This window comes from Salegentibacter sp. Hel_I_6 (assembly GCF_000745315.1).
In the GTDB taxonomy this organism is placed as follows: domain Bacteria; phylum Bacteroidota; class Bacteroidia; order Flavobacteriales; family Flavobacteriaceae; genus Salegentibacter.
Map to the genome: position 1 here is coordinate 1,242,190 of NZ_JQNQ01000001.1, position 13,724 is coordinate 1,255,913.

Annotated in this window: 13 protein-coding genes; 2 read left to right on the top strand and 11 right to left on the bottom strand. The window is 37.1% G+C overall.

What is annotated here, in order from left to right; all coding sequences use genetic code 11:
- Positions 1–34: 34 nt before the first annotated feature.
- The 4 genes from FG27_RS05645 to FG27_RS05660 form a co-directional block, all read right to left on the bottom strand.
- On the bottom strand, positions 35–535 hold the full coding sequence (locus tag FG27_RS05645) for a hypothetical protein (protein WP_231563287.1): 501 nt from the start codon (positions 533–535) through the stop codon (positions 35–37).
- A 497-nt stretch (positions 536–1,032) separates the two neighbouring features.
- A complete protein-coding gene (locus FG27_RS05650; RefSeq protein WP_037316672.1) occupies positions 1,033–2,178 on the bottom strand; it encodes a lipopolysaccharide assembly protein LapB in 1,146 nt (381 codons plus the stop codon).
- The gene (locus tag FG27_RS05655; RefSeq protein ID WP_037316675.1) at positions 2,171–3,628 is read right to left on the bottom strand and encodes a M56 family metallopeptidase; all 1,458 of its coding nucleotides are present in this window, start codon (positions 3,626–3,628) and stop codon (positions 2,171–2,173) included. The genes FG27_RS05650 and FG27_RS05655 overlap by 8 nt, the downstream gene beginning before the upstream one ends.
- Positions 3,628–3,990: a BlaI/MecI/CopY family transcriptional regulator gene (locus tag FG27_RS05660; RefSeq protein WP_037316678.1), complete on the bottom strand. Its 363-nt coding sequence runs from the start codon at positions 3,988–3,990 to the stop codon at positions 3,628–3,630. Before FG27_RS05660 ends, FG27_RS05655 begins: the two co-directional genes overlap by 1 nt.
- Positions 3,991–4,281: 291 nt before the next feature.
- Between FG27_RS05660 and FG27_RS05665 the strand changes: the two genes are divergently transcribed.
- Entirely contained in the window at positions 4,282–4,779 is a 498-nt protein-coding gene (locus FG27_RS05665) for a DUF456 domain-containing protein (protein ID WP_037316681.1), read from the top strand.
- A 104-nt stretch (positions 4,780–4,883) separates the two neighbouring features.
- Here FG27_RS05665 and FG27_RS05670 read toward each other — a convergent pair whose 3' ends face one another.
- The 5 genes from FG27_RS05670 to FG27_RS05690 all read right to left on the bottom strand — a co-directional run bounded on the left by FG27_RS05670 (position 4,884) and on the right by FG27_RS05690 (position 11,288).
- Positions 4,884–5,183, bottom strand: a complete 300-nt coding sequence (locus tag FG27_RS05670; RefSeq protein ID WP_037316685.1) for an HPF/RaiA family ribosome-associated protein — start codon at positions 5,181–5,183, stop codon at positions 4,884–4,886.
- A gap of 138 nt (positions 5,184–5,321) precedes the next feature.
- The gene (locus tag FG27_RS05675) at positions 5,322–5,762 is read right to left on the bottom strand and encodes a hypothetical protein (protein WP_037316688.1); all 441 of its coding nucleotides are present in this window, start codon (positions 5,760–5,762) and stop codon (positions 5,322–5,324) included.
- Between the two features lie 78 nt (positions 5,763–5,840).
- Positions 5,841–8,468, bottom strand: a complete 2,628-nt coding sequence (locus FG27_RS05680) for a cation-transporting P-type ATPase (RefSeq protein ID WP_037316691.1) — start codon at positions 8,466–8,468, stop codon at positions 5,841–5,843.
- 8 nt (positions 8,469–8,476) lie between these two features.
- Positions 8,477–10,843 (bottom strand): phosphoenolpyruvate synthase, encoded by a 2,367-nt coding sequence (gene ppsA / locus FG27_RS05685; protein ID WP_037316694.1) that lies wholly within the window; start codon positions 10,841–10,843, stop codon positions 8,477–8,479.
- Between the two features lie 31 nt (positions 10,844–10,874).
- Positions 10,875–11,288 carry a hypothetical protein gene (locus FG27_RS05690; protein WP_231563288.1) on the bottom strand — a complete coding sequence of 138 codons (414 nt, stop codon included), beginning with the start codon at positions 11,286–11,288 and terminating at the stop codon, positions 10,875–10,877.
- A 151-nt stretch (positions 11,289–11,439) separates the two neighbouring features.
- Between FG27_RS05690 and FG27_RS05695 the strand changes: the two genes are divergently transcribed.
- On the top strand, positions 11,440–12,711 hold the full coding sequence (locus tag FG27_RS05695; protein WP_037316699.1) for a sodium:proton antiporter: 1,272 nt from the start codon (positions 11,440–11,442) through the stop codon (positions 12,709–12,711).
- On the opposite strand, the gene FG27_RS05700 is transcribed toward FG27_RS05695, so the two are convergent.
- Both FG27_RS05700 and FG27_RS05705 read right to left on the bottom strand, forming a co-directional pair.
- Positions 12,688–13,392 (bottom strand): LrgB family protein, encoded by a 705-nt coding sequence (locus FG27_RS05700; RefSeq protein ID WP_037316700.1) that lies wholly within the window; start codon positions 13,390–13,392, stop codon positions 12,688–12,690. The two genes, FG27_RS05695 and FG27_RS05700, sit on opposite strands and share 24 nt — an antisense overlap.
- Positions 13,392–13,724, bottom strand: a complete 333-nt coding sequence (locus tag FG27_RS05705) for a CidA/LrgA family protein (RefSeq protein ID WP_037316702.1) — start codon at positions 13,722–13,724, stop codon at positions 13,392–13,394. Before FG27_RS05705 ends, FG27_RS05700 begins: the two co-directional genes overlap by 1 nt.

Genomic DNA, 13,724 nt, shown 5'->3' on the forward strand with positions numbered 1-13,724 from the left:
ATGTTATATAACAAAACTGTTAGGTCTCGAGTTATTACTCAGCTTTAATCAAAATAGGCATTTTAAACACGGTAGAAACCGGTACGCCGCGTTTACTGGCGGGATAAATTTTTGGTAAAGAATCTATACTTTGATCCAGCCACATTCGCAATTCAGGAAGTTGATTATTTAATGTAGAATCAATTTTAACCGAATCTATTTCGGGCCGGCCCGAACTATTTATTTCAAGATAGAGATAAAGCGTATCGTCTATAGATTCTGTAACTACGGGTTGTTGTTTAGAAAGGTAAGCGTAAATATTTTGGGCTACTTCCCTCTCAAAACATTCACGAGCGGCAAGTAGTTCGGTTTCATTCTGGCAATCTTCAAAAGCGGGGTATTCGTCTACCTCTTTCCAGTTTAGTGTTCGGGATTCTAACTCCAATACTTCTTCTGAAGAGATTTTTTTGGTCTCAAAATTACAGGAGAAAATAAGAAATGTAACAAACAGAAGTAAAGCTCTTTTCATTGGCAAACGCACTTGGACTTTGAGCAAAAGTAATGAAATTTAAGTGAAAGTTATGTCGGGATAAAAAGCTAGTTTTCTATGGCTTTAAGATTTAGCGACTTTATTTCCTGCTGCCAGTTTTCGTTATCCATTTCAACATCAGAATATCTTCAAATATTTTCTGGTGGTGATTATTCCAGATTAATAACCCGCCAACATTTTACGATTTACATCCATGATAAATCCGTGTTGCAGATTTTTATCACCATATATATATTAAAAATTACGCTGTCGTATTTTAGGGCCGGCTGATTATACACCAGTTCTTTTACTTCAGTTGAAAGCTCATTAAACTTAAGCTGTTGATCTTCTAAGTAAAAATTTTTTAGGCATCAACAAATACATTTACTTCAAAAGCTTGTTGGGAAAACCCTTGTATTAGCAAGGAGAAAAAGACTGAAGAGAAGTATAGTTGTTTTAAATCTCATAGGTGTTAAATTAAAGTTCTCTCAATATTTCCTAACGCTCGATGTGGGGAAATTAAATTAGTTCTCCGCTAAATGCATCTTTTTCTTCAAATCACTAATCCTGGTTTTTGCACGATAAAGCATCCCATCGTTTCCAATACTTTCATATTTATTAAAATAAGCCCGATAGTAGCCTATCGCGGTTTCGTCATCTGCAAAGTAATTATCGGCTGCCACAGCGCGTTCATACATGGCACGTTCATTATCGGGATTTTCTTCCAGGGCTTTATTAAAATAATCCAGCGCATCTTTATGCTTTTCCTGCATTTTATAGGTTAGTCCTAAGCTCAAATATTCGGCATCCACCGGTTGCTTCTTTATAAGAATAGACATTAATAAATGGGTTTCAGATTTATCTAAATCGCCGGTTAAGGCATACAATTTACCCAGGGTGTAATGCGTCGCTGAATTTTTATCTTCAAAATTAAGAGCTTCATTATACATTTCAATAGCTTTCAAATAATCTCCATCCTGGTAATATGCAAATCCGATTTTAGTATAGATAAATTCGGAATCCTGGCCAATTTGGATCAATTTCTTATAAGGAGGAATAGCTTCCCGATATAATTTTAAGGAAGAATAAGTTTGGGCGAGAATAGAAAGTAAAGATGGATTATTTGCATTTGCTCGCAAACCCTGCTTGCTGTAATGCTCGGCCATAGTGTACTGTCTATTTCTTAATTTATCTTTTGCGATTTTGTAAAGCGCTCCCTGGTGCGTCGTATCCAGTATCATGGTATGCATAAAATAACCCATTGCCGTGCTATCTTTTAGCTTTTCCCTGATTAAGCCCTGCTGAAATTTAAAATTGGCATTTTCAGGATATTTTTCGGTTAGCTCTTTAAAAACACTATCTGCAGCTTTTAGTTTTCCGGTTTTCACCAATAACTCTCCATAATCCACCGCGGTTAAAACACGATCGGGATTTTCATCTAAAACCTTTTTATAGTTATCCAGTGCGATTTCAGGCTGCCGATTAGCCGCGTAATTCTTCGCAAGTTTTAGATATACCTTATCTGTCTTTGGAGCTATTTCCTGCAGTTTGCCTATTGCCTCAGCATATTCTCCCACGGCATACAAACTATCAGAAACCGCCAAGGCCGAAGTTTGAGCTTCGGCTTTGAAGGCTAACATTAAAATGGTTATAAAACTTATTCTACTCACTTTCTCCCATTTGAAAAACTATTGGTAATGAATACATTACGCTAATTTCTTTACCATCCTGCTTGCCTGGTTGCATTTTAGGAAGTTCAGAAATAACTCTTATACCTTCCTCCTGTAACGCTGGATGCGAAGCTCGCGCTCTTACATCTACAACTTCTCCGGTTTCATCTATCCTAAATTGGGTAATTACGCGATTCACTCCCTTAAGGTTTAATTCTTTTCCTAGATTGGTGTTGAAATTTGTGTTTACAAATTGAGAAATTTTGCTCGACATACATTCCTTTCTTTCCTGGTTAGAATTTAAACCTTCACAACCTTCAAAAATGGGTACTTCTTCGATTACTGCAAAGGGAACAGCGTTTGAATTATCTCCAGAGTCTGCTGATTTTTCAAAAGGTGGCAGTGGCGGCGGAGTTGGACGATCTTCATTATCCATTACTACTTTCATTATTTCGAATAACTCTTCTTTCTCTTCAAGCGATAATTCTTTACCATCCTGGACAGCCAATTTAATTTCGGTCAATTGCTGATAGATCGGTTCTTCTTTTTCTATTCCTTCTCTATCATCTGAACATGACACATACGTAAGCATCATAAAAAGTAAGGGGAGTACAAAAAGGTACTTAACTTTTGCGATTGTTTTTGATCTTGATTTTTGTAACATAATAATTCGTTTTTTGATTAATGAATGATTAAAAAATTGATTGATGAATGAAATATTTTGCGTGTTAAACGCGGTGTTAAGCAACTGTTCATAATAGCTGCGTTTGGTTGTGGTTTTCACCACGTTTGCATCGGCGATGAACTCGTGCAAAGTGGCAATCCTGCTTTGGTAGATATATACCAGCGGATTAAACCAAAATAAGATCTTTAAAGCTTCAAAAAACACCAGGTCCAGGCTGTGTTTTTGCTTAACATGAACCAGTTCGTGTGATAAAATTTGTTGCTTTTCAGCTTCAGATAATTTATCGCCCAAAAACACGGTTTTAAAAAAAGTACAGGCAATATTTGAATTCGGAACTTCAATAATTCTAAGCTCTTTATCTTCTGAAATTCTTCGGAAACGAAATAAATGATTTAAATTCTGATACTTTTTTAGCAATAGAATTAAACTAAGCGCTACTCCTGAAATATAGGTGACTAACCACCAGTTTATTTGTAAACCCTGCTCTTGAGCGATATTCACGGCGGGCAACTGTTGAATATTTTCAGGTTCACCGCCAATATAAACTTCCGGAAGCCAAACCTGCGAAAGGGCCGAGATGGATTCTGCCGGCACCAAAGCCGATAAACTTTCGAATTTCAGCATAGGTAGTAAAAGCGAAACCAGCGGTGTCACTAACAAATACCAGCGATTTATTGTGAAAAATGTCTCTTTTTTTAGTAGTAGTTCATACATCAGTAAAAAACCGAGTTGGAACACAACTACCTGAAGTATATACGCTAACATTATTGTTCTTTTTTGTTTATTTCCTTTAAAATTGACTCTAAATCTTTGGTATCCATATCGTTCTTTTTCATAAAAAAGGAAACCATACTTTTAAAGGAGCCGTTAAAATAATTGTTCATCAATTTATTGATGCTTTGATTGCTGTAGGTTTCCCGCGCCAAAAGCGGAAAATACAAATAGCCTTTTCCTTTCTTTTCGTGGTCTACAAAACCTTTATCTTCCAGGATCCTCACAATAGTAGAAACCGTATTATAAGCCGGTTTTGGCTCCGGCATTTCTTCTATAATGGAAGCGACATTGGCTTTCTCCAGTTTCCAGAGAATTTGCATAATCTCTTCTTCGGCTTTGGTTAGTTGTTTCATAATTAATTTTTGTCATTTCCGTGCAGGCGGAAATCTTTTATTATATTCATTTGTCACTCCCATGCAGGCGGAAATCTATATCCAAACCTTTTATTCTTATTACACGTCAAGCTGAATTTATTTCAGCCCCAGGATGAATTGAAACTAGATCCTGAAACAAGTTCAGGATGACGTGAAATTCAAATTCAATACTGCTAATATAAACTAACATTTTAGTTTAACCTAATAATTTAGTTAAAAATTTCTTCGGAATTAATCTATCTTTGAAAAGCAATTTATACTAACACGTATATGGACTTAATATTATTTGGAATTGGAGCGGTTTTAATGATCCTTGGAATCCTGGGAAGTTTTTTACCGGTTTTGCCCGGTGTACCGCTTAGTTGGGTGGGCTTACTCCTACTCTACCTGGCGCCATCGGTGCCAATGAACTACTGGGTTTTAGGAATTGCTTTTGTTCTCGCCGCAATAATTTATGCTCTGCAACTTATTATCCCGGCAATGGGAACAAAAAAATACGGTGGCAGTAAAGCGGGAATGTGGGGCGCTACTATTGGATTGATTATTGGGATTTTTGTCCCAATTCCGCTGGGAATAATTATAGGGGCTTTTGCCGGTGCTTTTATTGGAGAGATAATCAACAAATCTGATTCTAAATCGGCATTGCGGGCGGCTTATGGATCTTTTATTGGCCTACTTGCTTCTACTTTTATGGAGATGGTGGTAGCAGTAGGGTTTTTAATTTTCTTTAGCTATAAAGCCTGGGAGTTTCGGGAGTTGATATTTTAAAAAAGAGACTGCCTAAAAATAGTTCGGGCTTCAAATAGGATAAATTGAGATGAGCCCAAAAGAATTGTAACACTTTTTATTTTCAAACAGTCTCTGCAAGCATCTTAATGTGCTGCGAAAACAGCTTTTCGTTTTTTGAGCTGCTGTTCCAGTTCGAAGACGGTTTTTTTTATGGCTAATTCAAAACTTTCTTCTGTAGAGGAAGCAAAAATCCTTGGTCCGGGCGCACTGAGCTCGATCTCACAAATCTTTGATTTTCCCGTAGGGTCATTTTCCTCTTTAAAGTAAACTTCGGCTCTTATGAGCCAGTCATATTTTTCTGATAGTTTATTTAAGCTTTCTGATACAAATTGAGTTAAAGCTTCACTTCCTTTTGTTTTTATAAATTGAATATTAATGAGCATAATAGTTGTGGTTTTTATGATTACTCAAAATTAAGTTTAAGTCAGTTTCCAGAATATGACGAGGGTCACTTTGCTTTAAATTCAGTGCGTTTACTCAATCATCAAGATATAATGCTCAGCGGTAGTTTACGCTCTAATTCAGGAAAGCGTAGAAAGTTTGTCAGTATCTTTTATATATTCCGTTATCTTAAAAAGTTCCAACCTGTTTAATCTGAAAGCTTTCACGAAACTTGCGATCTCATCTTCCAAATGTTCATGTTCTAACCTGAAAATCCTGGAGTCTTCGATTTTTTCAAGAATCATTTTTCCAATTTTCTCTCTATGCATATTGGTTTTTTCTAACAGATCTTCACAGCGCTCTTTAAGTCTTAAAAGTTCATTTTTCATTTTTAGAGCCACTTTATAATTTTCATCTATATCTATCCAAATAAAATAGCTATCCAAAAGTTTGTGTAAAAAACTGAGATCATCTTTAAAAAAGTGCAGGTCAGCATTCCAGTGTTTAGTGAGGATATAGAGCTGCTCCATATTGGCTTCGGCAATAAAATCGCCTTTTGGTCTTTTTCTTATAGTTTCCATAATTAAAATTTTTAAGTTCTCCTGAAATTAATATAAACCGAGCTCAAAAAGTATGATTTTAATCAGCCTGAGATAATATTAATTAGTTAATTTTAAAAGCTTTAGAAGTTGTGATAATAGTAATGAAGCAACACCAAAAACGATGATAATAGCAAAGTGATTTACCGAAAGAGGCACTAAAGACAAAGCTTCAGCCATCAACGGGATATGGTATACCACAACCATAATTAAAATTGAAAACCCTGATGCAGCCCAAACCCAGGGGTTTGTGGTTACTTCATTTTTCAGGAAAGAAATTTTTCGCCTTGGTAAATTAAAAACATTTAGAAGCTGACCCAGAATTAGCGTGTAAAAGGCAATATTGTTTACCACAATTGCACTTAGTCCTATTTTAAAATGTGTATAAACTACCACTCCAATAACAGATGCTGTAATACTTAATCCATATAAAATGGTGGCAGACCAAAGTTTTTTAGTTAGAATTGGTTCATGCGGATCCCTGGGAGGATCTTTCATAATATTAGGATCACCTTTTCCTACACCAAGAGCTAAGGCCGGGAAAACATCAGTAACGAGGTTTAGAAAAAGAATTTGCAGTGGAAGCAGTGGAAGCGGTAAATTACTCAAAGAAGCAAGCCCTACTGAAATTATTTCTGCCAGGTTACAGGACAGCAAGAAAATTACAAATTGCCTTATATTCTCGAATATAGTGCGACCCTGTCTTATGGCTAATTCTGTAGAGGTAAACTTATCGTCCATTAAGATTACATCGGCAACTTCTTTAGCTGCTTCGGTTCCCCTAATTCCCATCGCAATACCAATATCTGCTTTTTTAAGGGCCGGAGCATCGTTTACGCCATCGCCCAGCATCCCAATAATAGCTTTATTTTTCTGATAGAATTCTACCAAATTCAGTTTTTGACCGGGAACCATCCGGGCAAAAATTTGGGCTTCCAACAACGTTTTTTGCCTTTCTTCAGTTAAATTTTCAATTTCTTCAAAATCTTGACCGTGAACTACCATTTCCCCGGGAGCATCTTCAGACATAAGTCCGATTTCCTCCCCAATTTTTCTTGCGGTATCGGGATGATCTCCAGTAACCATCACTACCCTTATTCCTGCATTTTTATAGGTTTCAATCGCTTGTTTTATATCCTTTCGCGGCGGATCTAAAAATCCAAGAATTCCTACAAAAGTGAGATTATCCATCAAGCTTTCCTTATCTGGCTCTTGGTTACTTTCTCTGTAGGCGAAAGCCAGAACCCGCATTCCTTCGGCAGCGATTAGTTTTGCATGTTGCAGCCATTTTTCCTTATCCTGAAATTCTTTAAGGCCTTCTTTGGTTAAAACCAAATCACAGGAATTGAGCAAAGCTTCCAGTGCCCCTTTTACGCAGATTAAATAATCCCCTTCAAATTGATGTGAAGTTCCCATTTTTTTGATTTCTGCATCAAAAGGAACTTCCTGTATCCTGGGATATTTTTGCTGAATTTCTTTACAATCAAAACCCATTTCTGCAGCGAATTCTACCAGAGCGATCTCTACGGCGTCTCCGACCATTTCACCATTTTTCATTTTTGAATTGTTGCAGAGGCAACCAATATCTATCAACCTTTCAAAAGCAGGATCTTTTTTGAATTTTTCAGCTTCGGTAGCAGGAAATTCTGAAGAACCAAGCATTAAATGATGAACGCTCATTTTGTTTTCGGTAAGCGTACCGGTTTTATCGGTGCAAATTATCCCGGTCTCTCCAAGAGTTTGAACTGCCTCTAATTTTTTAATGATCACATTCCTTTTAGAAAGCCGAAGCATTCCTCTGGCCAGTGCAATAGTTGCCACAATAGGCAAACCTTCAGGAATCGCAGCTACCGCAAGGGCAATCCCGGTTTTTATCATCAGCATCAAGTCCTTGCCCTGGAAATAGCCGGTAACTATAATTAGAATGGCGAAAAATAAAGTGAGCCAAATAAGCCAACGGCTTAACCGCTTTAGCTTTTTCTCTAAGGGTGTAATTTCTTTTTTTGCACTGCTGGTTAGTTCACTAATGCGACCTATTTCTGTATTGACTCCTGTAGCGATGACAATAGCTTTTGCTTTTCCTCTCACCGCAATAGTGCCTTTGAAAAGCATATTTTTTCGATTTGCCAGGGGAATTTTATCTGGAAGGCTTTCAATGTTCTTTTCTACCTGATTACTTTCTCCTGTGAGAATGGCCTCTTTTACAGCAAAACTTTCGGTTTTCAACATACGGCAATCGGCAGGAATAACATCTCCACTTTCCAGAATTACGATATCGCCGGGTACTAAACCAACCGCTTTAATTTCTACCTCTTTTCCATCTCGCAAAACATTGGCCTGGGTCTCTACCATTTTCTGCAATGCCTCTACAGATCTTAGTGCCTGCCACTCCATAAAAAACCCTATAAGTGCGGTGATAAGTATCACGATTAAAACAGCCGTGCCTTCCAGCCATTCGCCAAAGAAATAAGCAACAGCCATCGCGGCTGCCAAAATATAAATTATAGGATCAAGAAATTGCTCTAAAAATGTGAGCCCTATATTCTTGGATTTCGCTTCTTTTAAACGATTTGGACCATATTTTTTTATCCCTTCATCAATTGCAATGGCAGTTAAACCTTTATCAGGATCTACCTTGAATTCTGAAAGGAGTTTTTCAACAGAAATGGCGTGCGGATCTTTCAACATTTTTTGATTTACCGCTCTGATTCGGCTTTATTAATATTCTCTATTCCTTTTAAAAGGGCATCTGGGTTAAAGGAAATACTGCTAATTTTTTCTTCTACCAGAAAAGAAGCAAACTCAGGAAAATCACTGGGAGCCTGCCCACAAAGTCCTATTTTCTTTCCTGCTTTTCGCGCTTTTTGAATTGCAGTAGCGATCATTTCTTTGGCAGATGCATTATTTTCATCAAAAGCATCTGCCATTAATTCTGAATCCCGATCTACCCCAAGCGTAAGCTGAGTAAGATCGTTAGAGCCAATTGAAAAACCGTCAAAATATTCAGCAAAATCCTCTAGTAGAATTACGTTAGATGGAATTTCTACCATCATATAGATTTCCAAGGAATTCTTACCGCGTTCCAGCCCAAATTCTTTCATTAATTCAATTACATTTTTTGCCTCGTTAATAGTTCTGCAAAATGGGATCATTACTTTTAAATTATCAAGGCCCATTTCTTCCCGCACCCTTTTTATCGCATTGCATTCTAACTCAAAAGCATCTTTATAGTTTGGGTGATAATAGCGCGCAGCACCTCTAAAACCTAACATAGGATTCTCTTCTAAAGGTTCAAACTGCCTACCACCAATAAGATTTGCATACTCGTTACTCTTAAAATCACTAAGTCTAACAATCACTTCTTTAGGCGAAAATGCTGCTGCTATTACGGCAATGCCCCGGGATAATTCCTCAACAAAAAAGTCGCTTTTATCTTTATACTGCCAGGTAAGTTCTTCTATACTTTTACGAGCCCCTATATCCTTTAGCTCATCATATTTTACCAAGGCCATAGGGTGAATTCTTATCTGATGAGTAATAATAAATTCCATTCTCAACAAACCCACGCCATTGTTCGGGTAAAAAGAAAGCTGAAATGCCCTATCCGGATCTGAAAGAATGAATTTAGCTTCGGTTTTTGGTAGGGAAATATTTCCGAAATCTATTTCTTTGGTATCATAATCCAAAGCGCCTTTATATACAAAACCAGTTTTCCCTTCACAGGAAACGGTAATCATTTCACCATCTTTAATTTTTTCGGTTGCATTGTTTGTTCCCACAATTGCCGGCACTCCCAGTTCGCGGGCTACAATTGCTGCGTGACTGGTTCTGCCACCTCGTTCGGTTATTACGGCAGCTGCCAGTTTTAAAAGAGGATCCCAATCTGGACTGGTATTATTAGTGACAAGAATTTCTCCATGGTTTAATTTATGCCCTTCGTCGGGAGATTTTAAAAACCGTGCTTTTCCTGTGGCAATGCTCGAACCAATGGCACTCCCGCTGGTTAAAACTTCACTTTTTTGCTTTAAATGATATTCAATATAAAAACGTTTATCCTCTTCCCGGTGAACCGTCTCAGGTCGCGCCTGGGTTATAAAAAGCTCGTTGGTTAAACCATCTTTTGCCCACTCCACATCCACAGGATGATTGTAATGCTTTTCTATAAGTAGGATCCATCGGGAAAGTTTAATAATTTCAACATCGGCAAGCACAAAACTATCCTGTTTCTCCAACGGCGTTTCAATATTCACTGTAGAAGAATGGCCGTTGGATTCGGCGTAAACCATGGAAAGTTCCTTATGCCCTAATTTCTTCTGAATAATGGGATTTTCAGCTTTATCAATATTTGGTTTAAAAACATCAAATTCGTCAGGATTCACAAGACCCTGAACAATATTTTCACCTAAGCCCCATACACCGGACAAATGAATAATATTCTTAAAACCCGATTCGGGTTCCAGGCTAAATCCAATTCCGGAGCAACTAATATCAGACCGCACCATCTTTTGGACTCCTACAGAAAGTGCAATTTCGTGATGTAGAAAATCTTTGTCTTCGCGATATTTTATAGCCCTATTGGTATAAAGTGAAGCGAAACAATTTTTAATAGCGCTAAGTAAAGCTTCAGCCCCTGTAATATTTAAAAAAGTGTCGTGTTGGCCGGCAAAACTCGCATTGGGTAAATCTTCAGCCGTGGCACTGCTTCTAACCGCTACCTGTATATTATCACCATTTCCTAAAGCTATGTATGCCGAAATAATTTCTTCGGAAAATTCTTTAGAAAATTCTCCTGCCAAAATTAATTTACGAGCTTCAGCCCCAACAATACTAAGGTTCTCAAAACTTTTACGATCAAGAGTTTTTAATAAGCCTTTTAACTTTTCTTCAATTTTATTGGTTTTCAAAAAGGTCCAGAAAGCTTCTGAGGTAGTCGCAAAACCATCCGGAACCAGCACCCCTTCCGAAGATAATTCATTGTACATTTCACCCAAAGAGGCATTTTTACCACCAACTTTAGCCACATCTTTTATAGAGATTTCCCTAAATTTTTTAATGAATTTCATATTTAAATTTTTAGTGTCTTCTTGGTTAATTTCAATACAATACGAGTTCGTAGCCCATATTGAGTAGGAAAATTCCTAAAAAAAAAAGCAAGACGTAAATGGTTTGCACGAATTTGAGGTTTAGTACAGTAAGTTTTCTGGTAGTAGATTGAGGGAAAACAAATAAGCCAAGACCAAAAAAAAGTGAACTCCAACCCAGGGCGGTAATTATAAATTTCCAGTTTAGTTCCCAGATATTGTGGAATAAAATATTGACTAAGCCTATAATTATTGCAGCAAAAGCGGCAAGTATCAAAAATTTTTGATCTTTTAAATCTTCAAATATTTGTTGTATTCGCCTGGGGTTGAAACTTAGTACAAAAAAGAAAATTAAGAGGTACCAACCCCAAAATTTAGCGAGAAATAAAGAAGTATCCATCTTAGAAAAGGCTTGGTTATCTCTCAAAGTTAGTCTGTATTTAAAATTTTTAATATGATAAATATCAGCTGTTTAGATATTACACTGGAAATAACTAATAAAACTAAGATGTTAGACTTATGTCAAAATTTAAAGCTCCTCATTCTGGATCAATTAAAATCTTTATTTTTATAAGCGTATGAAAGAACACTACTGGATTTTAGCGGGAATTGGTTTTACCACGCTTATTATGGCCTGGCTACCTTCAATTTCGAAGCGAATAAAAATTAGCGGTCCTATAATTTTACTCCTAATTGGTTTTTTATTATTCTCCCTGGGCTTGCCCATTGGGTGGCCAGATCCCTTGTGGGCCGATAAAGGTCTTATGTATTTTTCTGAAATGATCGTGATTATTTCCCTGATGGGAGCCGGGTTAAAAATTGGAAATAATTATAGCTTTAAAGCATGGAAAAGGCCTTTATTACTGGTTTTTGTCACGATGCCTATTTGTATGGTATCTGCCTATTTTTTAGGAAATAATTTTCTCTTTTTAAGTGTTCCTTCATCGCTTTTACTCGCCGCAATTCTTGCTCCTACAGATCCTGTATTGGCTGCCGAGACGCAGCTTGATGATCCCGAAAGAGAAAAAGAATATAAAGGAAAAATAAGATTCGCTCTTACCGCAGAGGCGGGATTAAATGATGGTTTAGCCTTTCCATTCACTTATATGGCGGTACTAGTAGCCCAGGCCGGAAGTTGGGCCGCCTTTGATTTCACCGATTGGATGTTGGATAAATTCTTTTTAAAAATTATTATTGGGACCATAGCAGGTTTTGCGATTGGAAATGCAATTGGTTTTATTTTAGACAAAGTACACAAGCACGCCGGAATCAATACTTTTGATGGTTTTCTTGCCCTATCACTTACTCTATTTAGTTATGGCGCGACAGAACTTATTCATGGTTATGGCTTTCTTGCAGTATTTTTCACTGGATTGAGCCTTCGGCATTATGAAAAAGTTAGTGGAGATTATAAAACCAAAATGCACGATTTTGTTCACGAAATAGAACGAATTTTACTGGTGGTATGGATTATTCTTTTTGGTGGTTCCATTATGAATGGTATGCTAAGCCTTACCGATTGGCGCGGAATTGTATTTGCTTTTGCTTTTGTACTAATTATTAGACCCCTGGCCGGAGTGATAAGTATGATAGGAATTAAGGACAATTTCAAAAACAAACTGGCAATTAGTTTCCTTGGAATTAAAGGAATTGGATCGGTATTTTATCTCTCCTGGGCATTTGTAGAATTTGACGGATTTGAATATAAGAATGAGCTTTACTCAATTACCGCTTATATTATTTTGATCTCGGTAGTGGTTCACGGACTTACCGCGCCATCAATTATTGAATATTTTAAAAATAAGACAGAAAAGGGTGAAAATGAATCAGGAGAAATTCCCCAAAAATAACTGAAGCAAATAAGGAGTGATTAGCGCTGTGATTATTCCGTTTACACACATAGCAAGGCCGCTGTAAACTCCTGCCAGTTTGCTTTCCTCAAAAGCGCGGGCAGTTCCTATGCCATGAGCCGCGGTTCCTAGTGCCGTGCCAATCGCAATTTTACTTTTAATGCCTAATCTTTTCAGAATAAAAGGGCCAAAAGCATTTCCAAAAATTCCGACGGCAATTACTATTCCGGCAGTAATTTCCGGAATTCCACCGGTAAGTTTCGTAATTTCAATAGCAATTGGTGTAGTAACCGATTTTGCTGCTAGCGATTGAACAATAAAATCGGGAACTTTTAAGAGCAAAAGGAAAATAATCACGGTTAAAATTCCGCTAACTCCACCGACCGCTACAGAAAGTAAAAACACTTTTAAATTCTGTTTTACTTCTTCATATTTCTCATAGAAGAAAACCCCAAGAGCAACTACCGAAGGCCCCAGGAAGAAACTAATAAACTTACCGCCCCGATTATAATCTTCAAAATCAATATTGAAAATTAACAAGAATAGAATTATAGCAACAATAGCTACCAAAACGGGATTCAGTAATACATAATCATATTTCTTGCGAAGTTGGCGCGCACCCGCAAAGGCGATAATGCTTATAAAAACTCCGAAAACTGGAAGTTGAAAGAATTCCTGCATCACTTCCCGAGTTTTTCAATAATTAATGCTGAAATATAAAGTGTGATTACAGTGCTGGCAATTACTGCTATAGAAATTGGCATCCAGTAATCGGCGATTATTTCAAAATACACCATAAGTCCTACGCCATAAGGAATAAAGAATAATACCAGGTATTTTATGAGTTTATCTGAGGCCGGTTTTACATCTTCAAGCTTTATTAGTTTTAAACGCAGCGCTATAAAAATCAAAAACATTCCAAGAATATTTCCCGCGATTGGAATTTCAAAAAAATAGGTTATTAATTCCCCCAAAAGTAAAAATCCAAAAATATACGCTAAAGCTTTAAGCAT

Excerpts from the sequence above, each read along its gene's own strand:
- FG27_RS05655 (WP_037316675.1), bottom strand. The coding sequence starts at position 3,628 with ATGTTAGCGTATATACTTCAGGTAGTTGTGTTCCAACTCGGTTTTTTA.
- FG27_RS05660 (WP_037316678.1), bottom strand. The coding sequence starts at position 3,990 with ATGAAACAACTAACCAAAGCCGAAGAAGAGATTATGCAAATTCTCTGG.
- FG27_RS05665 (WP_037316681.1), top strand. The coding sequence starts at position 4,282 with ATGGACTTAATATTATTTGGAATTGGAGCGGTTTTAATGATCCTTGGA.
- FG27_RS05670 (WP_037316685.1), bottom strand. The coding sequence starts at position 5,183 with ATGCTCATTAATATTCAATTTATAAAAACAAAAGGAAGTGAAGCTTTA.
- FG27_RS05675 (WP_037316688.1), bottom strand. The coding sequence starts at position 5,762 with ATGGAAACTATAAGAAAAAGACCAAAAGGCGATTTTATTGCCGAAGCC.
- FG27_RS05680 (WP_037316691.1), bottom strand. The coding sequence starts at position 8,468 with ATGTTGAAAGATCCGCACGCCATTTCTGTTGAAAAACTCCTTTCAGAA.
- ppsA (WP_037316694.1), bottom strand. The coding sequence starts at position 10,843 with ATGAAATTCATTAAAAAATTTAGGGAAATCTCTATAAAAGATGTGGCT.
- FG27_RS05695 (WP_037316699.1), top strand. The coding sequence starts at position 11,440 with ATGAAAGAACACTACTGGATTTTAGCGGGAATTGGTTTTACCACGCTT.
- FG27_RS05700 (WP_037316700.1), bottom strand. The coding sequence starts at position 13,392 with ATGCAGGAATTCTTTCAACTTCCAGTTTTCGGAGTTTTTATAAGCATT.
- FG27_RS05705 (WP_037316702.1), bottom strand. The coding sequence starts at position 13,724 with ATGCTTAAAGCTTTAGCGTATATTTTTGGATTTTTACTTTTGGGGGAA.